The organism is Streptomyces herbicida (assembly GCF_032656585.1).
Lineage (GTDB): Bacteria > Actinomycetota > Actinomycetes > Streptomycetales > Streptomycetaceae > Streptomyces > Streptomyces herbicida.
The window spans coordinates 1-26,655 of the sequence record NZ_JAUYWJ010000053.1; the positions used below are offsets into that span (position 1 = coordinate 1).

Consider the following 26,655-nt stretch of genomic DNA (forward strand, 5'->3'; position numbering starts at 1 on the left):
CCGCGCCGAGGATGGTGCCGAAGCCGGAGAAGGCCAGACCCATGATCCACATGTCGGCGCCGATGCCCGGCGAGCGGACCGCGTCCGACAGCGGGGAGTAGGCGAACCAGCCGAAGTCGGCCGCGCCGTCCGGGGTGAGGAAGCCGCCGACCGCGATCGTCGAGCCGAACAGGTAGAGCCAGTAGGCGAACATGTTCAGACGGGGGAAGGCGACGTCCGGGGCGCCGATCTGGAGCGGCATGATCCAGTTCGTGAAGCCGGCGAACAGCGGCGTCGCGAACATCAGCAGCATGATCGTGCCGTGCATCGTGAACGCCTGGTTGAACTGCTCGTTCGACATGATCTGCAGGCCCGGACGGGCCAGCTCGGCACGCATGAGCAGTGCCATCACGCCGCCGATCAGGAAGAACGCGAACGACGTGACGAGGTACAGCGTTCCGATCGTCTTGTGGTCGGTGGTCGTCAGCCACTTCACCACGACGTTGCCGGGCTGCTTGCGCCTGACCGGCAGCTCGTTCTCGTACGAGTCTTCAGCTGCCGCGGCACCCTGGGGTTCGTTGAGGATGCTCACAGGTTGTTCGTCTCCCGGTTCTTCTCGTGCGGCGTCTGCGCGATGCCGGCGGGAATGTAACCGGTCTGCCCCTTCTTGGCGAGGTCCTTGAGGTGCTGCTCGTAACGCTCGGGAGAGACGACCTTCACGTTGAACAGCATCCGGGAGTGGTCGACGCCGCAGAGCTCGGCGCACTTGCCGAGGAACGTGCCCTCCTGGTTGGGAATCACCTGGAAGGCGTTGGTGTGGCCCGGGATCACGTCCTGCTTCATCAGGAACGGCACCACCCAGAAGGAATGGATGACGTCACGCGAGGTGAGGACGAAGCGGACCGTCTTGCCCTTGGGGAGCCAGAGGGTCGGGCCGGGGTTGCCGGTCTGCGGGTTCTTCGTGCCCGGCGTACCGACGTCGTAGACACCGCCGGCGTTCGCCGGGAAGTCCTTCTTGAACCGGTCCGGAATGGCGAGCAGTTCCGGGGACGTCTTGGCATTGCCGGTGGAACCGGGCACGTCCGCGATGTAGTTGAAGCCCCAGCTCCACTGGAAGCCCACCACGTTGACCGTGACGTCGGGCTTCTTCGAGAGATCGAGGAGCTTCGTCTCGTCCCGGGCCGTGAAGTAGAAGAGGACCGAGATGATGATGATCGGGACCACCGTGTACAGGGCCTCGATCGGCATGTTGTACCGGGTCTGCGGAGGTACCTCGACCTTTGTGCGGCTGCGCCTGTGGAAGATGGCCGCCCAGAGGATCAGGCCCCACACCAGCACGCCGACGGCGAGCGCGGCAGCCCAGGAGCCCTGCCACAGGGAGAGGATCCGCGGAGCCTCTTCCGTGACCGGGGTGGGCATACCAAGGCGGGGGAAGTCCTTGTATGTGCAACCGGTAGCGGTCGCCAGGACCAGGCCCGCGGTCATTGCCTGCAGCAGCTTCCGCCGCATCGGGCGCCGCGGCGAGCGGTCGGAGCCGTTGGGACTCACGTAGCGCCTTCCCGAGAGTCTCGCCCGCGCGGTTGGCTGCGGCCTTCTCGCTGGTCGGTCGCCGTCCTGCGTCGGGCAGGGGTTTGATGTTTATGCGGACCAAACCCTAGCCGACGCCCTCCGGGGGTTCGCGGGGAGGGTGCCATACGCGCGATGGGTCACCCGAAAGCGCCTAGTAGCTCGGGGGTTCGGGTGGTTTGACGGGTGCCGGTTCCGTCGTGGTCGATCGCGCAGTTCCCCGCGCCCCTTTGGGGCGCTTAGCGTTGCTGTATGTCCTACTTCGACGCCGCCTCCTCCGCTCCTCTGCATCCCGTTGCCCGTCAGGCCCTGATGGCCTCCCTGGACGAAGGGTGGGCCGATCCTGCCCGGTTGTACAGGGAAGGGCGCAGGGCCAGGTTGCTGCTGGATGCCGCGCGGGAGGCGGCCGCTGAGGCGGTGGGGTGCCGGAGCGATGAGCTGGTGTTCACATCGTCCGGTACACGTGCCGTGCATACGGGTGTCGCGGGCGCGTTGGCCGGGCGGCGGCGGGTCGGACGTCACCTGATCGTGTCAGCGGTCGAACACTCCTCGGTGCTCCATTCGGCGGAGGCGTTCGAGGCGGCCGGCGGGACGGTGACCCGGGTGCCGGTGCTCCGTTCGGGCGCGGTGAGCGTCGAGTCGTACGAGAAGGCACTGCGGCCGGACACCGCGCTGGCCTGTCTGCAGTCGGCCAACCACGAGGTGGGGACCGAGCAGCCGGTCGCGGCGGTGGCCGAGGCGTGCCGGGCGGCCGGGGTGCCGCTGCTGGTGGACGCGGCCCAGTCGCTGGGCTGGGGGCGGGTGGAGGGCGACTGGTCGTTGCTGACGGCGAGTGCCCACAAGTGGGGCGGGCCGTCCGGGGTCGGGCTGCTCGTCGTGCGCAAGGGAGTGCGGTTCGCGTCCCAAGGGCCCGTGGACGAGCGGGAGTCGGGGCGTGCGGCCGGGTTCGAGAACATCCCCGCCGTCGTGGCCGCGGCCGCGTCGCTGCGGGCGGTACGGGCGGAGGCGGCCGCCGAGGCGGTACGGCTGCGGGAGCTGACGGAGCGGATCCGGGCGCGGGTACCGGAGTTGGTGCCGGACGTGGAGGTGGTCGGCGATCCGGAGCACCGGCTGCCCGGGATCGTCACCTTCTCCTGTCTCTATGTCGACGGGGAGGCCCTGCTGCACGAGCTGGACCGGGAGGGTTTCTCCGTATCGTCCGGCTCGTCCTGCACGAGCAGCACGCTGACCCCGAGCCATGTGCTGACGGCGATGGGGGTGCTGAGCGAGGGGAACGTGCGGGTGTCGCTGCCGCCGGGGACGGCGGAAGAGGACGTCGAGCGGTTCCTGGCGGTCCTTGCGGGGGCGGTGGCCGGGGTGCGGGAGAAGCTGGGGGCGCCGGCTCCGGCGACCGTGGTGCGGGCCGAGGAGCTGGTGGTGGACGCTCTCGGCAAGCGCTGCCCGATCCCGGTGATCGAGCTGGCCAAGGTCATCGGGGACGTGCCGGTGGGCGGCACGGTGCGGGTCCTGTCGGACGACGAGGCGGCCCGGCTGGACATTCCCGCGTGGTGCGAGATGCGGGGGCAGGAGTACGTGGGTGAGGAGCCGGCGGACCAGGGGTCGGCGTACGTGGTCCGCCGGGTGTCCTGATCAGGCCAGGTGCGCCTGGACCTCGGCGGCGGCGTCATGGCCGTACGCCTTGGTGAAGCGGTCCATGAAGTGGGCGCGGCGCAGCTGGTACTCCTGGGTGCCGACCGTCTCGATGACGAGGGTGGCGAGCATGCAGCCGACCTGGGCGGCGCGCTCCAGGGAGACGCCCCAGGCGAGGCCGGAGAGGAAGCCGGCGCGGAAGGCGTCGCCGACGCCGGTGGGGTCGGCCTTGCGCTCCTCCTCCGGGCAGCCGACCTCGATCGGGTCCTCGCCGACCCGCTCGATGCGGACGCCGCGCGAGCCGAGGGTGGTGACGCGGTGGCCGACCTTGCCGAGGATCTCCTCGTCGGTCCAGCCGGTCTTGGACTCGATCAGGCCCTTTTCGTACTCGTTGGAGAAGAGGTACGTCGCGCCGTCCAGCAGTATCCGGATCTCTTCGCCGTCCATGCGGGCGATCTGCTGGGAGAAGTCGGCGGCGAACGCGATGGAACGGGAGCGGCACTCCTCCGTGTGCCGGAGCATCGCCTCCGGGTCGTCGGCGCCGATCAGGACCAGGTCGAGGCCGCCGACGCGGTCCGCGACGGTCTTCAGCTCGATGAGGCGGGCCTCGCTCATCGCGCCCGTGTAGAAGGAGCCGATCTGGTTGTGGTCCGCGTCGGTGGTGCACACGAAGCGGGCGGTGTGCAGGGTCTCGGAGATACGGACGGAGTCGGTGTCGACACCGTGCCGGCCGAGCCAGGCACGGTAGTCGTCGAAGTCGAAGCCCGCGGCGCCGACCAGGATCGGCTGCGAGCCGAGCTGTCCCATGCCGAAGGCGATGTTCGCGCCTACGCCGCCCCGGCGTACGTCCAGGTTGTCGACCAGGAAGGAGAGCGAGACCGTGTGCAGCTGGTCCGCGACGAACTGGTCGGCGAAGCGGCCGGGGAAGGTCATGAGGTGGTCGGTGGCGATGGAGCCGGTGACTGCGATGCGCACGGCGAGGACTCTCCTGGGAGATTAAGAAGGGGCGCGCGATAGCGCTCGTTGGAAGGGTGGTGGCGGGAGACGGGAGGGCGCGGGTTGACAGTTCACGCTACCGGGTTCGAGCGGGGCTCTGAAGTTGGCAAAACTACCCGATAGTAGATCTTTCTTCGCGCGGCTCGACGTGCTTACGGTTCCGCCATGACGAAGCTGAAGGTCCATGCCCCCGCTCCGGCCGACCTCGAGGGCGACTTGGCGTCGCTGCGCGGGGACTGTGCGCGGATGGCTCCCCACTGGGCCGCCCCCGAGCACATCGATGCCCGTCCGGTCTCCCCGTCACTCATCCACGGCGTGACCGTCCCGGCCAGGTCCGCCCGGCTGCTGGATGCGATGTCCGACTACGGCGACTGAGTGAAGTACGCCCCCTGATCCACCCCGGCGCCTTTCAGGGAACCGCGCGCTCCCCCGCTGCGTCCCATTGCCGTCCCCCGTGAAGGGGATGCGGGATACGACCCAGCGAGGAGCGATGCGGTGAACACCGAGCGACCCGACCACGACGACGCGGAGGCCTCCGGCAGGCCGCGGAACACGGAGCCCGGCGACGGAACTCCCACGGGCGACTCGGAGACGACACAGGCCCCGGGTACGGCCCTCGAAGCAACGGCCGACGAGGCCGCGGAAGCATCGGCCGGCATGTCCGCCGCCCCGGAGGCCGGAGACGACTCACCGACCGATGAGGCCGCCGCGGCCGCGGACGGCAAGGCCCCGGGGGCGCAGGACGCGCAGGACGGCGAAGCCACGGGGTCGAAGGCCACGCGCGAGGCGCCCGGGGAAGACGCCGAGCCCCCTGCCGCACGCGGGACGGGGGGCGAGGAGGCCACTGAGCCGGAGGCCGGGCGTCGGGATTCGGACAGCGCCGCGTTCACACCGCCGACCGAGGCCCAGGCTCCGAGCACCGACGCGGCCGATGCCGACGCCGGGCACCGAACGGCGGACGACGAGCCCGCCGGGCCGGAGGGCGGGCGCCCCCGCGCGGGCAGTGCTGTCGGTGCGCCGTCGGCCGAAGCGGAGGCTGACGTCCAGGAGACGGAGGGTGCCGGTTCCGGGGCGGGCGGTGAGGTCCCGGAGGTTGCGCGGGGCTTCGGCAGTGGTGACGAGCGGGGCGGGCGGCGGCGGTCGACGGCGCTTGTCGCTTCCGTCGCGGCCGCCGTGCTCGTGGTCGGGGGCGGTGGGGCGTATCTGGCCGCCCATGCCAGTGGTGGCTCGGGAGGAGGTGCCGGGTCGGGGGCGCCCGGGGGTGGAGGGACTCCCCCGCCGCTCGCCCTTGACGGCTATGCCTCCTCGTCCGGCGGTACGAACGGCATCGCGCCCGGTGAGCCCAATCCGTACGGCGTGACCTACAAGGCGAGCGGCACGCTGTCCGACGGCCCCGGCTCGGCGGCCGTGTACCGGCCTGCCGGGGAGGTCACCAAGGACGAGGTGGCCCGGCTGGCCGCGGCGCTGGGGGTCGACGGGACGCCGGTGGCCGAGGGGCAGGCCTGGCGGGTCGGGCCGGACAAGGACGGCTCGGGGCCGAGTCTGCGGGTGAACAAGCAGGCTCCGGGCAGCTGGACCTTCAGCCGGTACGCGCCTGGCACCGACAACTGCAAGAGCACCCTCGTCTGCACCCAGGACCCCGGCGCCCCGGCCGGCGCCCCGGTGAGCGTGGCGGCCGCACGGAAGGCCGCGGCACCGATCCTGAAGGCGCTGGGCCAGGACGACGCGAAGGCCGACGCGAGCCAGGTGATGGGCGCCCAGCGGGTGGTGAACGCCGATCCGGTGGTCGGCGGCCTGCCCACCTACGGCTGGACGACCGGTCTGACCGTCGGCAGGCAGGGCGAGGTGATCGGCGGCTACGGGCTGCTGAAGACGCCGGTCAAGGGCGACACGTATCCCGTGCTGAGCGCGCGGAAGACGCTGGACCTGATGAACTCGGCACCGCGGACCGACACGCGCATGGGCATCGGCGGCTGCGCCACCCCCGTACCGCTGAAGGACCGCCTCGAACAGCCCTGCAGCTCGTCGACGCCGACGTCGGCACCGATCCCGCCGGTGTCGGCGACGCCCACGCCGGCACAGGACCCGTCCACGGTCACGGTGGACCGCGCGGTGTTCGGGCTGGCCTCGCACTCGGTCGAGGGGCGGCAGGCGCTGGTGCCGTCCTGGCTGTTCGAGGTGACGGGATCGCAGTCGCGGGGCACCTTCACGGTGACGTATCCGGCGGTCGACCCGAAGTACCTGGCCTCGTCGGCGCCGGCCACGGAACCGACCTCACCGGGCGGCGACGAGCCGACCTCGGCGCCGAAGACGAAGGACGTCCACGTCGACGGCTACACGGCCGACGACAAGGAGCTGACCGTGAGCTTCATGGGCGGTGTGTGCGCCGACTACACGGCGTCCGCGGCCGAGAGCGCGGACCGGGTGACGGTCACGGTGACCGAGAAGCCGTGGCCCAACAAGATCTGCATCATGATCGCCAAGCAGTTCCGGCAGACCGTCCAGCTGGACGAACCTCTCGGCACCCGCAAGGTGGTCGGCTCGGACGGCCAGGAGATCCCACTCCAGAAGCCGGGGGCACGACTGCCGCAGCCGTCCTCGGCGGCGCGCTAGGGCCAGTCCGGCGGATCATGCCGCAGGCGCGGGGCCTGGCACGTCCTCCCCCAAGCGCTGCGAGCAGGGGGGACTGGGGACCCCAGGCGTTGTCGTCGGTCGCCGACTCCCCCAAGTTCTCGACTTCGCTCGAGCGGGAGCACCCCCACGCGGCGCCGGGATGCGCGAAGGCGGCGGCCCCTCGGAGGGGCCGCCGCCTTCGCGGTGTTCGGGGTGCGGCTCAGCTGAAGGAGTCGCCGCAGGCGCAGGAGCCGGTCGCGTTCGGGTTGTCGATCGTGAAGCCCTGCTTCTCGATCGTGTCCACGAAGTCGATGGTGGCGCCGCCCAGGTAGGGGGCGCTCATGCGGTCGGTGACGACCTTGACCCCGTCGAAGTCCTTCTCGACGTCGCCGTCGAGCGAACGCTCGTCGAAGAACAGCTGGTAGCGCAGGCCGGAGCAGCCGCCGGGCTGGACGGCGACGCGCAGCGCGAGGTCGTCACGGCCTTCCTGGTCGAGCAGGGCCTTGACCTTGGACGCCGCGGCGTCGGTCAGAACGATGCCGTCGGTGACGGTGGTGGTCTCGTCCGATACGGACATCTACATCTCTCCCGGGTTGTACGGAGACTGCTTGCCGACAGTGCAACCGGCGGGCCCACGAATTCATTCCGGGCCGAGCACTTGCGTTTTCGGTTCCTCTTCATGCTCGCACATGCGCCGTGGAGCGAACAGTGAGCCGGGAGTGGGCACGTCGGGATTCATGTCACATCGACGCTATCGCCATCGTCAAACTGACGTGAACCGGTTATGATAGATAGCGTCAGTTCGACGAAAAGAAGAAAGGGTGCGTGTCGTGACCACCGCCCAGACCCAGGAGCTCGACGTACAGCCGACTCCCCTCGCCCTGCTGCTCCTCGGCCGTGAGGCCGACCCCAAGAGTGAGCGCGGCGTCGAATGCCCCGGCGACCTGCCCGCGCCGTCCGACCCGGACCTGGTCGAGCGCGCTCGCGCGGCCAAGGAAAAGCTCGGCGACAAGGTCTTCGTGCTCGGCCATCACTACCAGCGCGACGAGGTCATCCAGTTCGCCGACGTCACGGGCGACTCCTTCAAGCTGGCGCGGGACGCGGCGGCGCGCCCGGAGGCCGAGTACATCGTCTTCTGCGGCGTTCACTTCATGGCCGAGTCGGCCGACATCCTGACGTCCGACGACCAGAAGGTCGTCCTGCCCGACCTGGCCGCCGGCTGCTCCATGGCCGACATGGCGACGGCCGAGCAGGTCGCGGAGTGCTGGGACGTCCTGACGGAGGCCGGCATAGCCGAGCAGGTCGTACCCGTCTCGTACATGAACTCCTCCGCGGACATCAAGGCGTTCACGGGCAAGCACGGCGGCACGATCTGCACCTCGTCCAACGCGAAGCGGGCCCTTGAGTGGGCCTTCGAGCAGGGGGAGCCCTCGGCAACCAAGGTCCTGTTCCTGCCGGACCAGCACCTGGGCCGCAACACCGCCGTCCGCGACATGGGCATGTCCCTCGAGGACTGCGTCGTCTACAACCCGCACAAGCCGAACGGCGGCCTGACCGCGGACGAGCTGCGCGCGGCGAAGATGATCCTGTGGCGGGGCCACTGCTCGGTCCACGGCCGCTTCAACCTGGATTCCGTGAACGACGTGCGCGCCCGGATCCCCGGTGTGAACGTGCTGGTCCACCCCGAGTGCAAGCACGAGGTCGTGGCCGCCGCGGACCACGTCGGCTCGACGGAGCACATCATCAAGACCCTGGAGGCCGCCCCGGCCGGCTCCAAGTGGGCCATCGGCACGGAACTGAACCTGGTCCGCCGGCTGGCGAACCGCTTCGCGCCCGAGGGCAAGGAGATCGTCTTCCTCGACAAGACGGTCTGCTTCTGCTCGACCATGAACCGCATCGACCTCCCCCACCTGGTCTGGGCCCTGGAGTCCCTGGCCGAGGGCAACCTGGTCAACCGCATCGAGGTCGACAAGGAGACCGAGGCGTTCGCGAAGCTGGCGCTGGAGCGCATGCTGGCGCTGCCGTAAGAGCACCCCGCTTGCACAGGAGCGGTGCCCCTCACACCGGGGGCACCGCTTTTTCCGACCCTTTTTCCGACCCCCGGGGCGCCGAGGTCAGTCCGTTCTCGGGCGGACCAGGCCCGACTCGTACGCGATCACCACGAGCTGCGCCCGGTCGCGGGCGCCCAGCTTGGCCATGGCCCGGTTGACGTGCGTCTTCACCGTCAGCGGGCTGACCTCCAGACGCTCGGCGATCTCGTCGTTGGAGTGGCCGCCGGCGACCTGGACCAGCACCTCCCGCTCCCGGCCGGTGAGCGCGTTCAGCCGGTCGGAGCGGGCGGGGTCGCGGCCGTCGTCCCCCGCGTCGCCCTGGGCGAGGAAGCGGGCGATCAGGCCTTTGGTGGCCGTCGGGGAGAGCAGGGCCTCGCCGCCCGCGGCGATCCGGATGGCGCTGAGGAGCTCCTCGGGCTCGGCTCCCTTGCCGAGGAAGCCGGAGGCGCCCGCGCGCAGCGCCTGCACCACGTAGTCGTCAACCTCGAAGGTCGTCAGGATCACCACACGGACCTGCGTGAGGGAAGGGTCGGTGCTGATCAGGCGGGTGGCCGCGAGGCCGTCGGTGCCTGGCATCCGGATGTCCATGAGGACGACGTCGGCCTGCCGCTCGCGGGTCAGCCGTACCGCCTCCGCGCCGTCGGACGCCTCCCCCACGACCTCCATGTCGGGCTCGGAGTCGACGAGCACCCGGAAGGCGCTGCGGAGCAGTGCCTGGTCGTCGGCGAGCAGGACACGGATCGTCATGCGGTCTCCCCCGTCGCGGCGGTGCGGGTCTTGACCGGAAGGATCGCATGCACACGGAAGCCGCCCCCGTAGCGGGGACCCGTGGTGAGGGTGCCGCGCAGGGCCGTGACGCGTTCCCGCATACCGAGCAGTCCATGGCCGCCGCCCACCTCGACGGTGGCGTCGTCCCCGGAGCCGTCGTCGAGGACGGTGACCTCGATGTTCGGTCCCACGCGTACGACGCTGACCTCGGCCCTGGCCTCGGGGCCCGCGTGCTTCTGCACATTGGTCAGGGCTTCCTGGATGATCCGGTACGCGGCCAGGTCGACGGCGGCGGGCAGCGTGCTGCCCTGGTCGGCACGGGCGACCTGGACCGGGAGCCCGGCGCTGCGGAAGGTGCCGGCGAGTTCGTCGAGACGGCTGAGGCCGGGTGCCGGCTCGGTGGGGGCCTCGGGGTCGCCGGACTGGCGGAGCAGCCCGACGGTGGCGCGGAGCTCGTTGAGCGCGGAGCGGCTCGCCTCGCGCACATGCGCGAGGGCCTCCTTGGCCTGGTCGGGGCGCTTGTCCATGACATGGGCGGCGACCCCGGCCTGGACGTTGACCAGGGCGATGTGATGGGCGACGACGTCGTGCAGATCGCGGGCGATGCGCAGCCGCTCCTCGGCGACGCGCCGCCGGGCCTCCTCCTCCCGGGTGCGCTCCGCGCGCTCGGCGCGCTCCCGCATGGCCCGGACGACCGTACGGCGGCTGCGGACGGCGTCTCCGGCTGTCGCGCCGATGCCGGTCCAGGCGAAGATGGCGAGGTTCTCCTGGGCGTACCAGGGCAGCGGGCCGGCGAGCATGGCGGCGCCGGTCAGCACGGTCATGGTGAGCAGGCCGATGCGCCAGGTGGTGGGACGGTCGGTGGCGGAGGCGACGGTGTAGAGGGCGACCACGGCGGCCATCGCGACCGGCGCGCGGGGGTCACCGGTGACGCACTCGACCAGGGCGACGGTGCCGGTGATCGCGAGGACCGTCTTGGGGGCGCTGCGGCGGAAGACGAGCGCGGCCGCGCCGACGGTCATCAGGACCAGGCTGAGGAGGTCCGGGCTGCGGACGCCCCAGGTAACGGCGGCCTCCCCCTGGGGGTCCGCGAAGGAGCCGACGACCATGCACACCAGAGCGCCCGCCGCGATCGCCGCGTCCAGCGCGAGGGGGTGCGCCTTCACTCGGCAGCGGGCGCGATCCAGGGTGCTCACGGGGTGAACAGTACGTCGCCGGGTGCCGCCGCCCCCAGCCCCGTCACCCCGGGATCAGACCGTCGTCGCTCAGCAGTTCCCGGACCTCCTCCAGCGTCGCGTCGGGTGACGGGAGGATCAGGTCGGAGGGGGTCAGGGCGTCGTCGGGTACCGGCTCGCCCAGGTCGCGGACCTTGGTGAGGAGTGCCTGGAGGGTGCGGCGGAAGGCGGGACCGTCGCCGTTCTCCATCTCGGACAGGAGCTCGTCGTCCAGCTTGTTGAGTTCGGCGAGGTGGCTGTCGGCCAGCCTCACCTGACCCTCCCCCATGATCCGTACGATCATGTCCGCCATCTCGGCCCTCCAGGCTTGTGGCTACTGCTTGTCGAAGCGCGGGGTGTCCTGCGGCTGCTGCTGGGACTGCGACTGACCCGTGCCGCCCTCGATCGCCTGCTGGGGCGAGCCTCCGGCCAGCTCCGCCTTCATGCGCTGGAGTTCCAGCTCTACATCCGTACCACCGGAGAGCCGGTCCAGCTCGGCCTGGATGTCGTCCTTGGCCATGCCGGAGGGGTCGTCCAGGGCACCCGAGGCGAGGAGTTCGTCGATGGCACCGGCGCGGGCCTGGAGCTGGGCCGTCTTGTCCTCGGCGCGCTGGATGGCCAGGCCGACGTCGCCCATCTCCTCGGAGATGCCGGAGAAGGCCTCGCCGATGCGGGTCTGGGCCTGGGCCGCGGTGTAGGTCGCCTTGATCGTCTCCTTCTTGGTGCGGAAGGCGTCGACCTTGGCCTGGAGGCGCTGGGCCGCGAGGGTGAGCTTCTCCTCCTCGCCCTGGAGCGTGGCGTGCTGCGTCTCGAGGTCCGTGACCTGCTGCTGGAGGGCGGCGCGGCGGGACAGCGCCTCGCGGGCCAGGTCCTCACGGCCCAGCGCGAGCGCCTTGCGGCCCTGGTCCTCCAGCTTGGAGGACTGCTGCTGGAGCTGGTTGAGCTGGAGTTCCAGGCGCTTGCGCGAGGTCGCCACGTCCGCGACGCCGCGGCGGACCTTCTGGAGCAGCTCCAGCTGCTTCTGGTACGAGTAATCGAGGGTCTCGCGCGGGTCCTCGGCCCGGTCAAGGGCCTTGTTCGCCTTCGCGCGGAAGATCATCCCCATACGCTTCATGACACCGCTCATGGGCTTCGCGCGCCCCCTTCTGACGGACTCCAGCTCACAGATCTGCGACAGAACCCACAGTACGGGCCCTGACTCCATTACCGCACTGTTCGGGGACGGATGCGCTCATCCCCAAGGACGACTGCGCACGGTCCCGCTCCGGCGTAGGGAGTAGGTGGCCCCCGAGGTGACCGCCGGTGAACCGTCTGCAACGCCCCCTCTGTCCCCCTACAGACGACTGGTGTTGCCGGATCGTTCCCCGCTCGGCTGGGGTCTACGCCCCGCCACCCCGTACCCTTGGGTTTTGTGTTCCGTAGCCGTTCAAAGGACGAGAAGGCCCCCACCGACAAGGTGCCGGTGACCGACTCCACGCAGCCCCGTGACCCGCAGGCCCCCAAGGGCAGGCCCACGCCCAAGCGCAGTGAGGCCCAGTCCCAGCGCCGCAGCGTCGCCAACACGCCGACGACCCGCAAGGAGGCCGCCAAGCGGCAGCGCGACGAGCGCCGCGTCCAGATGGAGCGGCAGCGCCAGGCGCTGGCCGGCGGCGACGAGCGGTATCTGCCCGCCCGCGACAAGGGCCCGGTCCGCAAGTTCGCCCGCGACTGGATCGACTCGCGCTTCAACGTGGCGGAGTTCTTCCTGCCGCTGGCCGTGGTCATCCTCGTGCTGAGCGTCGTGCGGGTGGCCGCGCTGCAGAACGTCGCACTGCTGCTGTGGCTCGTCGTGATCGTGCTGATCGTGCTCGACTCGATCGTCTCGGCGTTCCGTCTGCGCAAGCGGCTGGGCGAGCGCTTCCCGGACCAGAACCGTCGGGGCGCGGTCGCCTACGCCCTGATGCGCTCCCTGCAGATGCGCCGTCTCCGGCTGCCGAAGCCGCAGGTCAAGCGCGGAGAGCGGCCCTGAGCGCAGAGGCTTTCTCCGGGGGTGCGGCCGATGCCTGGCTGAGCAAGCTGGGCGGTCTGCGTGATGTCGTACGACAGGAGCTGGTGGCCCGGCAGCTCGACGAGCAGATAGCCGGGCGGTTCCCGGTCGGGCAGCGGCTGCGGGTGCTCGACGTGGGGATGGGCCAGGGTACGCAGGCGCTCCGGCTGGCCCGGGCCGGGCATCAGGTGACCGGCGTCGAGCAGGACGCCACGATGATCGCGGCCGCCCGTGAGGTGCTGTCCGGGCAGCCGGAGGGGATCCGCGAGCGGATGCGGATCGTCCAGGGCGACGGGCGGGACACCGGCGTGCACTTTCTGCCGGGCAGCTTCGACGTGGTGCTGTGCCATGGCGTGCTCATGTACGTCGAGGAGCCGGACCCGCTGCTGGCCGGGCTGGCCCGGATGCTCGCCCCGGGCGGGCTGCTGTCGCTGCTGGTGCGCAACGGGGACGCGCTGGCCATGCGGCCGGGGCTGGCCGGCGACTGGGCCGGGGCGCTGGGCGCGTTCGACACGACGGCCTACCGGAACCGGCTGGGGCTCGACGTACGGGCCGACCGGCTGGAGACGCTGACGGCCACGCTGGCCGGGATCGGGGCCCCGCTGCACGCCTGGTACGGCGTGCGGGTCTTCACCGACACGGCCGCGGACGGCGCGGAGATCCCGGCCGAGCTGAACACGCTGCTGGCCACCGAGGAGCGGGCCGGGCGGACGGATCCTTACCGAGGGGTCGCGGCACTGCTGCATCTGTGCGGCGTGCGGGGCTGAGCGGCCGGGGCGAAACCGGGGCGGTCGCGGCAGCGGGACCGCCCCGTGGGAGCCGTCCTACGACTCTTCGGCGTGCAGGTTCATCGGCCCGTAGATCTCCGTGGTGTCCTCGAAGAGCCGCACCTGGTCCGCGCCGCCCTCGAGGAGGGCCTTCCAGTGCTCACCGATCCATGACTCGGCATCCCCCTGCGTGGTGAATTCCTCGGGCTGCACCGCGGGCTGGACCTCCGTCCCGTCGGCCTTCTCGAACCGCCACGTCCATGCCGCCATGTACGCCTCCAAGGTGTCGGCACGTGCAGATCAGGGGCCGGATCTTGATCGGCTCCTGCCGCGCCAGCCTATTCGCTCCGCTGGGTCGGCGGTGAGAACACTGCGGGTTGTGGATCAACTCTCGGCCGGTGGGGGCTGGTCGCGCCCCGCGGCGGAGCCGCTGATGTCACAGCCCGGCGCCACTGTCGGGGCTGCGGATGCGCGATACCTGCGGCTACAAGCGAAAATCAGTCCGTGGAAGTGACCTTGCTCGGTACTGGTGCCCCTGCGGGACTGCCCCGCCCCGAATGTCCCTGTGCCGTCTGTGCGACTGCGTCGGGGCCGGATGCGCGGGCTGCCACCGCGCTGCTCGTGGACGGGGCGCTGTTGCTCGATCTCACGCCCGGGGCGGCGTTTGCGGCCGCTCGGGCCGGGCGTTCGCTGGGGGGTGTGCGGCAGGTGCTGCTGTCGCATCCGCACGACGGGCCCGCCCTGGAGGTGCCTGCCGGGCTGCCGCAGCCGGTGCGGGTGCCGGACGGGCGGGAGTTGGCGTTGCTGACGGGGCATCGGGTGCGGGCGCTGGCGATGGACGCGGGCGGCACCGGGTACGCGGTGACCGGGCCCGCGGGGCAGCGGGTGCTGTATCTGCCGCCCGGGGCCTCGCCGGCCGGGCTGGAGGAGGGGACGGCGCCCGCCGAGGTGTACGACCTGGTCCTCGCGGACGTCGTGGGGCGGCCGGACGCGCTGGCCAAGCTGCGGGCGGTGGGGGCCGTGGGGCCCACGACCGACGTGGTCGCCGTGCATCTGGACCACGATGTGCCGCCGGGCGCGGAGCTGCGGCGCCGGCTGGCCGCGGCGGGGGCGCGGGCGGTACCGGACGGGACGGCGCTGGTGGTGGGGGCGTACGAGGAGGTGCCCGACGTGCCGCGGCGCACGCTGGTCCTCGGCGGCGCCCGGTCGGGGAAGTCCGTGGAGGCCGAGCGGCGGCTGGAGGCGTTTCCCGATGTGCTGTACGTGGCGACCGGCGGTTCGCGGGGCGGGGACACCGAGTGGGCGGCCCGGGTGGCCGCGCACCGGGAGCGGCGGCCGGGGTCGTGGCGTACGACGGAGACGTGCGACCTCGTGCCCCTGCTGGCGGAGGACGGGCCGCCCCTGCTGATCGACTGTCTGTCGTTGTGGCTGACGGACGCGATGGACTCGGTCGGGGCGTGGGACGACGCAGAGTGGGCGGCCGGGGGTGAACGGGCGTTGCGGGAGCGGGTGCGGGAGCTGGCGGCTGCGGTGCGGGCCGCCCGGCGGACCGTCGTCGCCGTGTCGAACGAGGTGGGGTCGGGGATCGTGCCGGCCACCGCGTCCGGGCGGCGGTACCGGGATGAACTGGGGCGGCTGAACGCGGCGTTCGCGGCCGAGTGCGAGCAGGTGCTGCTGGTGGTGGCGGGGCAGGCTCTGGTGCTGCGGCCGTGAGATCTACGGCAGTCGTGCCGGGTCCTTGCGGGCGATGATCCGGTAGGCGTTCGAGAAGCGGGTGCGGCGCAGCAGCGGGGCCAGGGTGTGGTCGAGGGCTGCCGCGGCGGTCACCAGGGGGGTGGTCGCCGGCCGCCACGCCCGGGGCAGGAGGTGGGTCAGGGCCAGGGAGAGGGCCGCTGACAGGTCGTGGGGGATGTGGGGGGCTCTGCGGTCCGTGGTGACGATGGTGCAGCCCTGGGACTCCAGTTCCGCGCGCAGGTTGTCCAGGGGCATCAGATGGAGGTGGCGGGGCTGGCTGTGGGGGAGCCACCACTTGCCCAGGAGCGTGGCGAACGCGCTGTCCGGGTCGGAGACTTCGACCAGGAGATGGCCGCCGGGGCGCAGGGCGGTGAGGGCGGCGCGGAGTTCGGCGCGCGGGTCGGGGGTGTGCTCCAGGTGGTGGAACATGCTGACCACGTCGTAGCGGGAGCGCAGCCGGGCAAGGACGGCGGGGGTGGTGAGGTGGCCCCGGTGGGCCTCCTCGATACGGCCGGCCTCACGGGCCCGCTCCACGCGGGGAGTCGGGTCCAGGCCGTCGAAGGACGTGTAGGCGAAGAGTTCCTTCGCCGCCGCCGGGAAGTGGGCGTGGCCGGTGCCGACGTCCAGCCAGCTCTCCGGCTCGGGCAGGGCCGGCATCGCGCGGGCCGCGGCCCGGTGGCGATGGGGGTACCGCCCTGCTCGAGCGCAGTCGAGAGCTTGGGGGAGGGCCGCGCGGGCGGCGCGGATGCGCTCGGCGAAGTCCTCCAAGTGCCCTTCGTGGAAGTCGCGGTAATAAAGGGCGAGCCCCTCCGAGGTGAGGCGTGGGTTCTGGAAGGCATGGGCGCAGTCGCGGCACTCGTCGACGACGAACGTGCCGGGCTGGTGCCGGGTGAAGTCGGGCGCGCGCAGCCGGGTGCGCAGGCGTCTGGAGCCGCACCAGGGGCAGTCCTCGCGGCGTGGCTCGTGGAATCCGTCGGTGGACTGCGGGGTGGGGGGCGAGGGCGGCATGGGCGGCTCCCTGTACGACAATCCGCTGCAAAACGGAACGTATGGGATTCCGATCTTGAGTGCCAAGACGCCGTCCGGGTGGGGTGGCGATGTGGCGCGGAACCGTTGGTTCTCTGCCGGTACTGTTCGGCGAATGAGCTCGCTTAATCTCGACGACTTCACCGATCTGATCGAGCGCCCGGACGGGGGCGTGCGCCGTGACGCCGAGTCGCGACGGGAACGTCTGGTGGTGCCGCCCGGGTCGCTGGGGCGCCTCGACGAACTGGGTGAGTGGCTGGCGGCCGCACAGGGCGCGGTGCCGGTACGGCCGGTGGAACGGCCGCGGGTCGTTCTCTTCGCCGGTGACCACGGGATCGCCGAACTGGGCGTCTCCGCACGGCCCGCGGGCAGCGCGGAGCTGCTGGTGCGGTCCGTGCTGGAGGGCGCCAGCCCGGTGTCGGTGCTCGCGCGGCGGCTCGGCGTGCCGGTGCGGGTCGTGGACATGGCGCTGGACTGCGAGCCGGACGCGCTGCCGGAGGACGTCGTACGGCACCGGGTGCGGCGCGGCAGCGGCCGTATCGACATCGAGGACGCACTGACCGCGCAAGAGGCGGAGGCCGCCTTCCGGGCGGGTGTCGCGGTGGCCGACGAGGAGGCCGACTCCGGTACGGATCTGGTGGTGCTCGGCGATGTGAGCGTGGGCGGGACCACGGCGGCCGCCGTGCTGGTCGCGGCGCTGTGCGGGACCGACGCGTCGGTGGTGACCGGGCGGGGCGGGCTCGGGATCGACGACCTGACGTGGATGCGCAAGTGCGCGGCCGTCCGTGACGCGCTGCGCCGGGCCCGGCCGGTGCTCGGCGACCAGCTGGAGCTGCTGGCCACCGTGGGCGGGGCCGACCTCGCCGCGATGACCGGGTTCCTGCTGCAGGCCGCCGTACGGAAGCTGCCGGTGATCCTGGACGGGGTCGTGGCGGCCGCGTGTGCGCTGGTCGCGCAGCGCGTCGCGTTCCGGGCGCCGGACTGGTGGCTGGCCGGGCACAGCAGCGGGGAGCCGGGGCAGGCCAAGGCGCTGGACCGGATGGCGCTGGAGCCGCTGCTCGACCAGGGGGTGACCATCGGGGAGGGCGCCGGGGCACTGCTCGCGCTGCCGCTGGTCCAGGCCGCGGCGGCGCTGGCGGCGGAGCTGCCCGAGCAGGAGGCGGAGAAGCACGCCGAGAAGGGTTCCGAAGGGGACTCCGAGGAGAGCGGTACGGACTGAATGACACGGTTCGCCGTGTCCGCGCACATATGATCCTCCCCTATGGGAGATGCCCGAATTGCCGCGGAACAGGAAGCCGGCCCGGGGCGCCCGGGTGACACGGAGCGGCGGTCCACCGGGGCCTCCCGGCGGGCCGCCGCCTTCGCCGTCTGGTACTTGCGGGCCGTCGCCTTCATCAACTTCCTCAGCGCGGTGTGGGTGTCCCTGGGGCAGGACGTGCGGCGGCACAACCAGGAGAACTTCTTCACCCCGTATCTGCTGACGGCCGGCTTCGCCTCCGGTGTGTTCACCGCCTTCCTGGCGATCACGATGCGGCGCCGCAAGCGGGCCGCGTGGATCCTGAACCTGGTGCTGAGCGGGGTGTTCCTGGCCCTGTTCGCCTTCGCCATGGCGTTCCCGGAGATCCGCCGGTACGCGCAGAACTGGATCTCCCTCGTCCTCACGGCCGCCTTCGTCGGCGCGCTGCTCACGGGGCGGCGGGAGTTCTACGCCAAGGGCGACCGGTCCAACCCCAAGCTCGCCGCCACCGTCGCGGTCGGCGGCGGGCTGCTCGCCTCCCTGCTGGCCGCACTCCTGGTGACGGTCACCAACCAGGCGCCGGACGCCGCCCGTTCGACGTTCCCGGAGCGCTGGCACTACGGCACGCTGCGGCTGATCTCGGTCGCCGCCGACGAGTCCCGCTTCCCCGGGATCTCCACGCCCAACTGGGTCAACGTCGTCATCAACGTGCTCAGCACGATCCTCGTCCTCGCCGTCCTCTACGCCGCCTTCCGCTCCCGGCGCGCCGTCGACCCGCTCGCCGAGGACGACGAGAAGCGGCTGCGGACGCTGCTCGACCGGCACGGCGAGCGGGACTCGCTCGGGTATTTCGCGCTGCGCCGGGAGAAGAGCGCGGTGTGGTCGCCCACCGGGAAGGCCGCGGTGGCCTACCGGGTGGTGGGAGGGGTGTCGCTGGCCTCCGGGGATCCGATCGGCGACCCGGAGGCCTGGCCCGGGGCGATCGTGCCGTGGCTGGCGCAGGCGCGCGAGCACGGGTGGATCCCGGCCGTGATGGGGGCGAGCGAGGAGGCCGGGACCGTGTACGCACGGCACGGTCTGGACGCCCTGGAGCTCGGCGACGAGGCGATCGTGGAGGTGGCCGAGTTCACGCTGGAGGGACGGGCGATGCGCACCGTCCGGCAGGCGTTCAACCGGGTGAAGCGGGCCGGGTACGAGGTGCGCATCCGGCGGCACGCGGACATTCCGGCCGACGAGATGGCGTACCTCGTCAGACGGGCCGACGACTGGCGGGACGGGGCGACCGAGCGCGGCTTCAGCATGGCGCTCGGGCGGCTCGGGGACCCCGGTGACGGGCAGTGCGTGATGCTGGAGTGCACGGACGCGAACGGCGGGCTGAAGGCGCTGCTGTCGTTCGTCCCCTGGGGGCCGCACGGGCTGTCGCTCGACCTCATGCGGCGGGACCGGGACTCCGACAACGGGCTGATGGAGTTCATGGTCATCGAGCTGCTGCGGCGGGCCCGGGAGATCAAGATCACTCAGGTCTCGCTGAACTTCGCCATGTTCCGTTCGGTCTTCGAGCGTGGCGCACGCCTCGGTGCCGGGCCGGTGCTGAGGCTGTGGCGGTCGCTGCTCAGTTTCTTCTCGCGCTGGTGGCAGATCGAGTCGCTGTACCGCGCCAACGCGAAGTACCGGCCCATCTGGGAGCCGCGGTTCCTGCTCTTCGAGAAGAGCGCGGACCTGCCCCGCATCGGCCTGGCGTCGGCGCGCGCGGAGGGGTTCCTGGAGGCGCCGGGACTGCCGAAGTGGCTGCACCGCAAGCACCTGGAGACGTACAGATGAGGACACTCGCCCGCTGGGCCCGCGCCGAATGGGGACTGCTCTGGGTCACCGTGCGCGAGCCTCTGCTCAAGCGGCGAGGGGGGAGGGTGATCCCGATGACGATCGCGGCGGTGTGTCTGACCGCGCTGCTGCAGTTCGCGCAGAACCAGTCGTGGGGCTACCGGTTCGTGCAGAACATCGGGGCCGTGCGTGCCGAGGACCCGCTGTGGCTGGGACTGCTGCGGACTCCGCTGTCGCTGTTCGTGCCGGCCCTCGACCTGCCGGTGTGGGGTGCGCTCGCCCAGATCTTGTTCGTGTTCGGGATCGCCGAGATCTGCCTCGGCTGGTGGCGGACACTGACCATCGCGTACGTCGCCACCCTCGCCGGAACCCTGTACGCCCGCCTCGGCATCGCCCTGGGCCCGCATGCTCCCATGGGCCTGCCGGCCTCGGACGCGCTGGTGGTGGACGCCGGTCCGTCGGCGGCCGTGGTGGGGCTCGCCGTGTACGTGGGCTGGCGCTACGGCGCCCATGTCACGGCGACAGGGGTGGTCATGGCGATGGTCGTCGAGGTCGTGATGAAGGAGAACCTCGCGGGCAAGGAACACCTGGCCGCGATCGTGGGCGTCACGGCACTGTGCGGGGCGACGGCCCTGCTGCACCGCCACCGCCGCACCGCCGTACGTCTGGGGAGACGAGCAGGCTCCCACCGGGAATTACCGCCGCTGCGCTCCTGAGGCCGGCTCCGACGGCCCGTGACCTCAGGGGGAGCCGGGAAGACTCGGCGGGGTCGAGTCGGGTTTGCCGGCGATCCAGTCCTGGAGGGTGCGGCTCGGTCCGGCCCAGCGGCGGTCGTGGCGGTAGGCGCGCAGGGTGGCTCTGGCCCGGGCGCGGGGGCGGTTGCGGTAGAAGCGTCTGGCCCAGGGGGAGGCGGGGCGGGCCAGGCGGATCGCGCCGACGAGGGCGACCACGGGCACGATCGCGCCGAACAGCGCGGTGCGCAACTTGCCCTTGGAGAGCGCGACGAGGGCGCAGAGGAAGTTGCCCGTGATGGTCAGGATGACCGTGCCGCGGTCCTGGAGCTCCTCGTGCGAGAGGTCGTTGACGCCGAACGGCGCGAAGCCCGCGAGGAGCAGCCCGACGAGGGCGGCGGTGACGACGACGACCTCGATGCTCTTGCGGCCCTCCTCGGTCCAGTAGACGTCGTCGAGGTGCAGGATCAGCGCGAACTCGTCGAGGACCAGCCCCGCGCCGACGCCGAAGACGACCGCGGCGAAGGCCGCCCCGAAGCCGTGCCGGTCGGCGGCGGCGACGGCCCCGAACCCCCCGACGACGGTGAGCAGGACACCCGGCACGACATGGTGGATGTGCAGCCCGCCCGCCTTCACATTGCCGAACGGCCCCCTGCCCGCCCGGATCAGACGGGTAATGACACGGGTGACCAGGAAGGTCAGGACGAAGGCGGTCAGCGCGAGAAGCAGCGGAAGCTTGCCGGGTTCGATGATGTTCCGCTCCAACCAGTGCCCCATGTGCGCACTTTATCCCTGAGTGTCCCAGTGATCCCGCCGAGTCTCTCCGGCGGCCGTACGGCTCCGTCCGACCGCCGGGTAACCTGCGCCGGTGTCCAAGACCCCCTGGCCGGACGGCCTGCGCTTCGCCTTCGGCACCCTCACCGTGCTCCCGGTCGACGTCACCCGCTGGGACCGGGAGGCCGCACGCGGCGGCATGCTCTGCGCCCCGCTGGCCGGGCTCGTGGTCGGCGGCTGCGCGGCGGCGCTCGGCGGCCTGTTGCTGTTCCTCGGCGCCGGGCCCCTGCTCGCGGCCGTCGCCACCGCCGCCGTACCCGCCGCCCTCACCAGGGGCCTGCATCTCGACGGTCTCGCCGACACCGCGGACGGGCTGGGCAGCGGCAAGCCCGCAGAGGACGCGCTGCGGATCATGAAGCAGTCGGACATCGGCCCGTTCGGGGTCATCACCCTCCTCTTCGTTCTGCTCGTCCAGGTGGCCGCGCTGGCCCAGGCGTACGCCGGCTCGTGGGCGCGGGGTGCGCTCGCCGCGGTCGTCTCGGCGGCCGCCGCGCGGCTGGCGCTGACCCTCGCGGCCCGCGCGGGGGTACCGGCGGCCCGGCCGGAGGGACTGGGGGCAGCGGTCGCCGGGGTGGTGCCGCGGGGCGGCGCGGTGGCCGTCGCGCTCGCCGTCGTCGCGCTGGCCGCGGCCGGGGGCGCCTTGTTCGGGCCGTACGACATCGCCCGTACCGCCCTCGCGGTCGTCACCGCCGTCGTCGTGGCCGAACTCCTGCTGCGCCACTGCACGCGCCGCTTCGGCGGGGTCACCGGTGATGTGTTCGGCGGCCTCGCGGAGACGGCGGCCACGACGGCGCTCGTGGTTCTGGCGCTGGGTCGCTAGGCTCGTCCGCCGACATGGACAGGTAAGTGTGATCGGGGGACATCCATGCCGAAGCTGCGCCGTGCCGTGGCCTGGTTCATCGACTTCGGGCTCGTGCTCGCGGCGGCCTCGCTGCTCGCCGTGCTCACCTTCCACCGGATATCCGCGCTCGTCACCGACGTTCCGGAACTGGCGACCCGCGGCGGGTTCGACCTGCTGACCTCCCGCGGTGACGTCGTCGACGCCTCGACGCATCTGGGGCTTTCGCTGTGGGACAAGGCCGTACTGGACGTGGAGGAGGCGTTCGCGGCGCTCGTCGTCGTCACGTTCCTCTACCAGTGGGCCTGCCTCGCCCTTCTCGGCCGCACCGTCGGCAAGGGCCTTCTCGGGCTCCGGGTCACTCCCCGGCTGTCCCGGCACGCCGCCCGCCGGGCCGTCGTCACCACCGCGGCCGACGTCGCCGTGTACGCGGTCGCCTGCGTCCTGCTGATCGAGGGGCACTTCGCCCTGTCGGTGCTGGTGTGGGCGCTGGCGGTGGTGCTGTTCCTGGTCAACGCCGTGACCGTGTTCTTCCCGGGCCGCCGCTCCCTCGCCGACCGGCTGTCCGGCACCTCGGTCACCGGGTTCGGCCTCGGCGCGCCCGCCACCGTGGAGCAGGGCCCAACGACGCCGACGCGGTCCTGGTAGCCGCCCGGCGCCGGAGATGACCAAGGCGCCACGTAGCGGTGAACGGCATGCGGGAATGAGCGGACGCACACACACGCGTAGGCTCGTCCCGGGTGTTCGCCGACAGGGTGAAGGCCCCGCTTGAGACGCGCCCCGGCCCGGGGTCGGCTCCCGGGCCCGGTCGACCCACCCACTCGGCCACAGCAACTTCACATCGGAAGCGAGATTTCACCACAGTGACTGCTCTCACTCTCAGCACCGCCGCGGCGCCCGGCCTGCGGGCCGACGCGATCGTGATCGGTGTCGCCAAGGGCGCCAAGGGACCCGTCGTCGCGCCGGGCGCCGAAGCCGTGGACAAGGCGTACGACGGCCGACTCGCCGACGTCCTGGACACCCTCGGTGCCGCCGGTGCCGAGGGCGAACTGACGAAGCTGCCCTCCCCGGCCGGCTTCAAGGCACCGCTCGTGGTGGCGGTGGGCCTGGGCGCGGAGCCGGAGAAGGACGCGTCCTTCGACGCCGAGACGCTGCGCCGGGCCGCCGGTGTCGCCGCCCGCGCGCTCGCCGGGACCAAGAAGGCCGCCTTCGCGCTGCCCGTCGCCGACGCCGACGCCGTCGGCGCGGTCGGCGAGGGCGTGCTGCTGGGCGCGTACTCCTTCGACACGTACAAGGAGAACGGCAAGGACTCCAAGGCGAAGAACGGCCGCGCGCCGCTCGCCGAGGCCTCCCTGCTCGGCGGCAAGCCCCGCGACGCGGCGCACAAGGCGGCCCTCGCCCGTGCCACCGCGGTCTCCGAGGAACTCAACCGCGCCCGCGACCTGATCAACATGCCGCCGAACGACCTCGACCCGGCGCAGTTCGCCGCGATCGCGCAGACCGCGGCCAAGGAGCACGGCCTCAAGGTGCAGGTGCTCGACGAGAAGGCCCTGGCGAAGGGCGGCTACGGCGGCATCCTCGGCGTCGGCGGCGGCTCGGCCGCGGCCCCACGCCTGGTGAAGCTGTCGTACACGAACCCCAAGGCGAAGAAGCACCTGGCCTTCGTCGGCAAGGGCATCACCTACGACTCGGGCGGCATCTCCCTGAAGCCGGCCGGTCACAACGAGACGATGAAGTGCGACATGAGCGGCGCCGCCGCCGTGTTCGCCGCCGTCGTCGCGACCGCGCGCCTGGGCCTGGAGGTCAATGTCACCGGCTGGCTGGCGCTGGCCGAGAACATGCCCTCGGGCTCCGCCGTGCGCCCGGGTGACGTGCTGCGCATGTACAGCGGCAAGACGGTCGAGGTGCTCAACACGGACGCCGAGGGCCGGCTGGTCCTCGCCGACGCCCTGTGGGCGGCCTCGGCGGAGAAGCCCGACGCGATCGTGGACGTGGCGACGCTGACCGGCGCGATGGTGCTGGCGCTGGGCAACCGGACGATGGGCGTCATGGCCAACGACGACGCGTTCCGCACCACGGTGCACGAGACCGCCGAGCAGGTCGGCGAGCCCTCGTGGCCCATGCCGCTGCCCGAGCACCTGCGCAAGGGCATGGACTCCCCCACCGCCGACATCGCCAACATGGGTGAGCGTGCGGGCGGCGGACTGGTCGCCGGTCTCTTCCTGCGCGAGTTCGTCGGCGAGGGCATCACCTGGGCCCACCTGGACATCGCCGGCCCCGCCTTCAACGAGCAGGGCCCCTTCGGCTACACCCCGAAGGGTGGCACGGGCTCGGCGGTGCGCACGCTGGTGCGGCTGGCCGAGCTGAGCGCCGACGGCGAACTGGACTGACCTTCCCCTCGCGGGACGAGGACTGCGGCGCCCACCGGCCGGGGGTGCCGCGGTCCGCGAGGTCGAGTGGGACGCCTCACACTCCGGTCGAGTGGGACGCCTCACACTGTGGCCCCGCGTCTCGAACTCAAGCGACAAGTGCGAAGATGGAGCCCGGCAGGACAGGGCCCCCATCACAGGGCCGAAGAATGAGCGGCCGGACACCAGCCGCCGACCGGTCACCGAAGACCGGCGTGGCGCACATGCATGGAGGACGTGACGTGGCGAACGACGCCAGCACCGTTTTCGACCTAGTGATCCTCGGCGGTGGTAGCGGTGGTTACGCCGCGGCCCTGCGCGGGGCTCAGCTGGGCCTGGACGTCGCCCTGATCGAGAAGGACAAGGTCGGCGGCACCTGCCTGCACCGGGGTTGCATCCCCACCAAGGCCCTGCTGCACGCGGGCGAGATCGCCGACCAGGCCCGCGAGAGCGAGCAGTTCGGCGTGAAGGCCACGTTCGAGGGCATCGACGTGCCGGCCGTCCACAAGTACAAGGACGAGGTCATCTCGGGCCTGTACAAGGGTCTGCAGGGGCTCATCGCCTCCCGGAAGGTGACCTACATCGAGGGCACGGGGCGGCTGTCGTCCCCGACCTCCGTGGACGTGAACGGCCAGCGCATCCAGGGCCGCCACATCCTCCTCGCGACCGGCTCCGTGCCGAAGTCGCTGCCGGGCCTGGAGATCGACGGCGACCGCATCATCTCCTCCGACCACGCCCTCGTCCTGGACCGCGTGCCGAAGTCCGCGATCATCCTGGGCGGCGGTGTCATCGGCGTCGAGTTCGCCTCGGCGTGGAAGTCCTTCGGCTCCGACGTCACGGTGATCGAGGGCCTCAAGCACCTCGTCCCGGTCGAGGACGAGAACTCCTCCAAGCTTCTTGAGCGCGCGTTCCGCAAGCGCGGGATCAAGTTCAACCTCGGCACGTTCTTCTCGAAGGCCGAGTACACCCAGGACGGCGTCAAGGTCACCCTCGCCGACGGCAAGGAGTTCGAGGCCGAGGTCCTCCTCGTCGCCGTCGGCCGCGGCCCGGTCTCGCAGGGCCTGGGCTACGAGGAGCAGGGCGTCGCGATGGACCGCGGCTACGTCCTCGTCGACGAGTACATGCGGACGAACGTCCCGACCATCTCGGCCGTCGGTGACCTGGTCCCGACGCTCCAGCTCGCGCACGTGGGCTTCGCCGAGGGCATCCTGGTGGCGGAGCGCCTGGCCGGTCTCAAGGCAGTTCCGATCGACTACGACGGCGTGCCGCGGGTGACGTACTGCCACCCGGAGGTCGCCTCCGTGGGTATCACCGAGGCCAAGGCCAAGGAGATCTACGGCGCGGACAAGGTCGTCGCTCTGAAGTACAACCTGGCGGGCAACGGCAAGAGCAAGATCCTCAAGACCGCGGGCGAGATCAAGCTCGTGCAGGTCAAGGACGGTGCCGTGGTCGGCGTCCACATGGTCGGCGACCGCATGGGCGAGCAGGTCGGCGAAGCGCAGCTGATCTACAACTGGGAGGCGCTGCCGGCCGAGGTCGCGCAGCTGATCCACGCCCACCCGACGCAGAACGAGGCGCTCGGCGAGGCCCACCTGGCCCTGGCCGGCAAGCCCCTTCACTCGCACGACTGACCCTCGGTCGACGCACGCGACGACACAGACTTCCGCACTTCCGTAAGGAGCAACCGAAACCATGGCGGTTTCCGTAACCCTTCCGGCGCTCGGCGAGAGCGTCACCGAGGGCACTGTCACCCGCTGGCTGAAGGCCGAGGGCGAGCGCGTCGAAGCCGACGAGCCGCTGCTCGAGGTCTCCACCGACAAGGTCGACACCGAGATCCCCTCCCCCGCGTCCGGCGTCCTGGCCTCGATCAAGGTCGCCGAGGACGAGACGGTCGAGGTCGGCGCCGAGCTGGCCGTCATCGACGACGGCACGGGCGCGCCCGCCGCCGCTCCGGCCGCTGCCGAGGCTCCGGCCCCGGCCGCCCCGGCGCCGGTCGCCGAGGCACCCGCCGCTCCCGCCCCGGCCCCGGCGGCCGAGGCTCCGGCCGCGCCCGCCGCCCCTGCCGGTGGCGCCCCGGGCACGGACGTGGTCCTGCCCGCGCTCGGTGAGTCCGTCACCGAGGGCACCGTCACCCGCTGGCTGAAGGCGGTCGGCGAGTCCGTCGAGGCCGATGAGCCGCTGCTCGAGGTCTCCACCGACAAGGTCGACACCGAGATCCCGGCGCCCGCCTCCGGCGTGCTGCTGGAGATCGTGGTCGGCGAGGACGAGACCGCCGAGGTCGGCGCCAAGCTGGCCGTCATCGGCGCCCCGGGTGCGGCTCCGGCCGCTGCCCCGGCCCCCGCCGCCCCGGCTCCGGCCCCCGCGGCTCCGGCGCCCGCCGCCGCTGCCCCGGCCCCGGCCGCCCCGGCGCCCGCCCC

26 protein-coding genes are annotated in these 26,655 nt (G+C 71.8%); 15 read left to right on the plus strand and 11 right to left on the minus strand.

The genetic code is table 11. The features are described from left to right. Together Q8A52_RS48100 and ctaC are read right to left on the minus strand one after the other, a co-directional pair. Window positions 1–571 (minus strand): cbb3-type cytochrome c oxidase subunit I (locus Q8A52_RS48100; RefSeq protein ID WP_316765006.1); only part of this gene is annotated, 571 nt, incomplete at its 3' end. Next, window positions 568–1,527: an aa3-type cytochrome oxidase subunit II gene (gene ctaC / locus Q8A52_RS48105; protein ID WP_316765008.1), complete on the minus strand. Its 960-nt coding sequence runs from the start codon at window positions 1,525–1,527 to the stop codon at window positions 568–570. The genes Q8A52_RS48100 and ctaC, both read right to left, overlap by 4 nt. A 270-nt stretch (window positions 1,528–1,797) precedes the next feature. Here ctaC and Q8A52_RS48110 point away from each other — a divergent pair, with 270 nt between their 5' ends. After that, window positions 1,798–3,174: a cysteine desulfurase/sulfurtransferase TusA family protein gene (locus Q8A52_RS48110; RefSeq protein WP_316765010.1), complete on the plus strand. Its 1,377-nt coding sequence runs from the start codon at window positions 1,798–1,800 to the stop codon at window positions 3,172–3,174. Here Q8A52_RS48110 and Q8A52_RS48115 read toward each other — a convergent pair whose 3' ends face one another. Then, a complete protein-coding gene (locus Q8A52_RS48115) occupies window positions 3,175–4,149 on the minus strand; it encodes a carbohydrate kinase family protein (RefSeq protein ID WP_316765012.1) in 975 nt (324 codons plus the stop codon). A gap of 186 nt (window positions 4,150–4,335) precedes the next feature. On the opposite strand from Q8A52_RS48115, the gene Q8A52_RS48120 reads away from it, so the two are divergent. Next, a complete protein-coding gene (locus Q8A52_RS48120) occupies window positions 4,336–4,545 on the plus strand; it encodes a hypothetical protein (protein ID WP_316765014.1) in 210 nt (69 codons plus the stop codon). Between the two features lie 120 nt (window positions 4,546–4,665). After that, on the plus strand, window positions 4,666–6,783 hold the full coding sequence (locus Q8A52_RS48125; RefSeq protein ID WP_316765016.1) for a hypothetical protein: 2,118 nt from the start codon (window positions 4,666–4,668) through the stop codon (window positions 6,781–6,783). A 220-nt stretch (window positions 6,784–7,003) separates the two neighbouring features. On the opposite strand, the gene erpA is transcribed toward Q8A52_RS48125, so the two are convergent. Further along, entirely contained in the window at window positions 7,004–7,360 is a 357-nt protein-coding gene (erpA, locus tag Q8A52_RS48130; RefSeq protein ID WP_073946606.1) for an iron-sulfur cluster insertion protein ErpA, read from the minus strand. A 253-nt stretch (window positions 7,361–7,613) separates the two neighbouring features. Between erpA and nadA the strand changes: the two genes are divergently transcribed. Next, window positions 7,614–8,810 carry a quinolinate synthase NadA gene (nadA, locus tag Q8A52_RS48135; RefSeq protein WP_316765021.1) on the plus strand — a complete coding sequence of 399 codons (1,197 nt, stop codon included), beginning with the start codon at window positions 7,614–7,616 and terminating at the stop codon, window positions 8,808–8,810. Between the two features lie 87 nt (window positions 8,811–8,897). Here the strand turns inward: nadA and Q8A52_RS48140 are convergent, their stop codons facing one another. The 4 genes from Q8A52_RS48140 to Q8A52_RS48155 are packed head-to-tail and all read right to left on the minus strand — an operon-like array spanning window position 8,898 to window position 11,942. Further along, window positions 8,898–9,581, minus strand: a complete 684-nt coding sequence (locus Q8A52_RS48140; protein ID WP_316765023.1) for a response regulator transcription factor — start codon at window positions 9,579–9,581, stop codon at window positions 8,898–8,900. Beyond that, window positions 9,578–10,798 (minus strand): sensor histidine kinase, encoded by a 1,221-nt coding sequence (locus tag Q8A52_RS48145; RefSeq protein ID WP_316765024.1) that lies wholly within the window; start codon window positions 10,796–10,798, stop codon window positions 9,578–9,580. Before Q8A52_RS48145 ends, Q8A52_RS48140 begins: the two co-directional genes overlap by 4 nt. A gap of 43 nt (window positions 10,799–10,841) precedes the next feature. Continuing rightward, window positions 10,842–11,120: a PspA-associated protein PspAA gene (pspAA, locus tag Q8A52_RS48150; protein WP_316765043.1), complete on the minus strand. Its 279-nt coding sequence runs from the start codon at window positions 11,118–11,120 to the stop codon at window positions 10,842–10,844. A 30-nt stretch (window positions 11,121–11,150) separates the two neighbouring features. After that, window positions 11,151–11,942: a PspA/IM30 family protein gene (locus Q8A52_RS48155; protein ID WP_316765026.1), complete on the minus strand. Its 792-nt coding sequence runs from the start codon at window positions 11,940–11,942 to the stop codon at window positions 11,151–11,153. A gap of 246 nt (window positions 11,943–12,188) precedes the next feature. Here Q8A52_RS48155 and Q8A52_RS48160 point away from each other — a divergent pair, with 246 nt between their 5' ends. Together Q8A52_RS48160 and Q8A52_RS48165 are read left to right on the plus strand one after the other, a co-directional pair. Continuing rightward, entirely contained in the window at window positions 12,189–12,824 is a 636-nt protein-coding gene (locus tag Q8A52_RS48160; RefSeq protein ID WP_316765044.1) for a DUF3043 domain-containing protein, read from the plus strand. 83 nt (window positions 12,825–12,907) lie between these two features. After that, window positions 12,908–13,609 carry a class I SAM-dependent methyltransferase gene (locus tag Q8A52_RS48165; RefSeq protein ID WP_316765028.1) on the plus strand — a complete coding sequence of 234 codons (702 nt, stop codon included), beginning with the start codon at window positions 12,908–12,910 and terminating at the stop codon, window positions 13,607–13,609. 57 nt (window positions 13,610–13,666) lie between these two features. On the opposite strand, the gene Q8A52_RS48170 is transcribed toward Q8A52_RS48165, so the two are convergent. After that, window positions 13,667–13,879 (minus strand): hypothetical protein, encoded by a 213-nt coding sequence (locus tag Q8A52_RS48170; RefSeq protein ID WP_316765030.1) that lies wholly within the window; start codon window positions 13,877–13,879, stop codon window positions 13,667–13,669. A 234-nt stretch (window positions 13,880–14,113) separates the two neighbouring features. Here Q8A52_RS48170 and Q8A52_RS48175 point away from each other — a divergent pair, with 234 nt between their 5' ends. Beyond that, on the plus strand, window positions 14,114–15,322 hold the full coding sequence (locus Q8A52_RS48175) for a bifunctional adenosylcobinamide kinase/adenosylcobinamide-phosphate guanylyltransferase (protein ID WP_316765032.1): 1,209 nt from the start codon (window positions 14,114–14,116) through the stop codon (window positions 15,320–15,322). A gap of 3 nt (window positions 15,323–15,325) precedes the next feature. Here Q8A52_RS48175 and Q8A52_RS48180 read toward each other — a convergent pair whose 3' ends face one another. Continuing rightward, window positions 15,326–16,351 (minus strand): class I SAM-dependent methyltransferase, encoded by a 1,026-nt coding sequence (locus tag Q8A52_RS48180; protein ID WP_316765033.1) that lies wholly within the window; start codon window positions 16,349–16,351, stop codon window positions 15,326–15,328. Window positions 16,352–16,484: 133 nt separating this feature from the next. Between Q8A52_RS48180 and cobT the strand changes: the two genes are divergently transcribed. The 3 genes from cobT to Q8A52_RS48195 are packed head-to-tail and all read left to right on the plus strand — an operon-like array spanning window position 16,485 to window position 20,143. Continuing rightward, window positions 16,485–17,588: a nicotinate-nucleotide--dimethylbenzimidazole phosphoribosyltransferase gene (gene cobT, locus Q8A52_RS48185; protein WP_316765034.1), complete on the plus strand. Its 1,104-nt coding sequence runs from the start codon at window positions 16,485–16,487 to the stop codon at window positions 17,586–17,588. Between the two features lie 42 nt (window positions 17,589–17,630). Then, on the plus strand, window positions 17,631–19,427 hold the full coding sequence (locus Q8A52_RS48190) for a phosphatidylglycerol lysyltransferase domain-containing protein (RefSeq protein ID WP_316765035.1): 1,797 nt from the start codon (window positions 17,631–17,633) through the stop codon (window positions 19,425–19,427). Next, the gene (locus tag Q8A52_RS48195; protein ID WP_316765036.1) at window positions 19,424–20,143 is read left to right on the plus strand and encodes a hypothetical protein; all 720 of its coding nucleotides are present in this window, start codon (window positions 19,424–19,426) and stop codon (window positions 20,141–20,143) included. The genes Q8A52_RS48190 and Q8A52_RS48195 overlap by 4 nt, the downstream gene beginning before the upstream one ends. A 24-nt stretch (window positions 20,144–20,167) precedes the next feature. Here Q8A52_RS48195 and Q8A52_RS48200 read toward each other — a convergent pair whose 3' ends face one another. Further along, window positions 20,168–20,935, minus strand: a complete 768-nt coding sequence (locus Q8A52_RS48200) for a hypothetical protein (RefSeq protein WP_316765037.1) — start codon at window positions 20,933–20,935, stop codon at window positions 20,168–20,170. Window positions 20,936–21,026: 91 nt separating this feature from the next. Between Q8A52_RS48200 and Q8A52_RS48205 the strand changes: the two genes are divergently transcribed. From Q8A52_RS48205 to Q8A52_RS48225, 5 genes are all read left to right on the plus strand, one after another. Continuing rightward, window positions 21,027–21,812 carry an adenosylcobinamide-GDP ribazoletransferase gene (locus tag Q8A52_RS48205; protein ID WP_316765038.1) on the plus strand — a complete coding sequence of 262 codons (786 nt, stop codon included), beginning with the start codon at window positions 21,027–21,029 and terminating at the stop codon, window positions 21,810–21,812. 45 nt (window positions 21,813–21,857) lie between these two features. Further along, window positions 21,858–22,478: an RDD family protein gene (locus tag Q8A52_RS48210; protein ID WP_316765039.1), complete on the plus strand. Its 621-nt coding sequence runs from the start codon at window positions 21,858–21,860 to the stop codon at window positions 22,476–22,478. A 215-nt stretch (window positions 22,479–22,693) separates the two neighbouring features. Next, entirely contained in the window at window positions 22,694–24,220 is a 1,527-nt protein-coding gene (locus Q8A52_RS48215) for a leucyl aminopeptidase (RefSeq protein ID WP_316765040.1), read from the plus strand. Window positions 24,221–24,480: 260 nt separating this feature from the next. After that, a complete protein-coding gene (gene lpdA / locus Q8A52_RS48220; protein ID WP_316765041.1) occupies window positions 24,481–25,869 on the plus strand; it encodes a dihydrolipoyl dehydrogenase in 1,389 nt (462 codons plus the stop codon). A gap of 61 nt (window positions 25,870–25,930) precedes the next feature. Next, window positions 25,931–26,655 (plus strand): biotin/lipoyl-containing protein (locus Q8A52_RS48225; protein ID WP_316765042.1); only part of this gene is annotated, 725 nt, incomplete at its 3' end.

Coding starts and splice junctions, on each gene's coding strand:
- Q8A52_RS48210 (WP_316765039.1), top strand. CDS start 21,858: ATGCCGAAGCTGCGCCGTGCCGTGGCCTGGTTCATCGACTTCGGGCTC.
- Q8A52_RS48180 (WP_316765033.1), bottom strand. CDS start 16,351: ATGCCGCCCTCGCCCCCCACCCCGCAGTCCACCGACGGATTCCACGAG.
- pspAA (WP_316765043.1), bottom strand. CDS start 11,120: ATGATCGTACGGATCATGGGGGAGGGTCAGGTGAGGCTGGCCGACAGC.
- Q8A52_RS48140 (WP_316765023.1), bottom strand. CDS start 9,581: ATGACGATCCGTGTCCTGCTCGCCGACGACCAGGCACTGCTCCGCAGC.
- Q8A52_RS48155 (WP_316765026.1), bottom strand. CDS start 11,942: ATGAGCGGTGTCATGAAGCGTATGGGGATGATCTTCCGCGCGAAGGCG.
- Q8A52_RS48170 (WP_316765030.1), bottom strand. CDS start 13,879: ATGGCGGCATGGACGTGGCGGTTCGAGAAGGCCGACGGGACGGAGGTC.
- Q8A52_RS48110 (WP_316765010.1), top strand. CDS start 1,798: ATGTCCTACTTCGACGCCGCCTCCTCCGCTCCTCTGCATCCCGTTGCC.
- Q8A52_RS48195 (WP_316765036.1), top strand. CDS start 19,424: ATGAGGACACTCGCCCGCTGGGCCCGCGCCGAATGGGGACTGCTCTGG.
- Q8A52_RS48200 (WP_316765037.1), bottom strand. CDS start 20,935: ATGGGGCACTGGTTGGAGCGGAACATCATCGAACCCGGCAAGCTTCCG.
- Q8A52_RS48120 (WP_316765014.1), top strand. CDS start 4,336: ATGACGAAGCTGAAGGTCCATGCCCCCGCTCCGGCCGACCTCGAGGGC.
- cobT (WP_316765034.1), top strand. CDS start 16,485: ATGAGCTCGCTTAATCTCGACGACTTCACCGATCTGATCGAGCGCCCG.
- erpA (WP_073946606.1), bottom strand. CDS start 7,360: ATGTCCGTATCGGACGAGACCACCACCGTCACCGACGGCATCGTTCTG.
- Q8A52_RS48190 (WP_316765035.1), top strand. CDS start 17,631: ATGGGAGATGCCCGAATTGCCGCGGAACAGGAAGCCGGCCCGGGGCGC.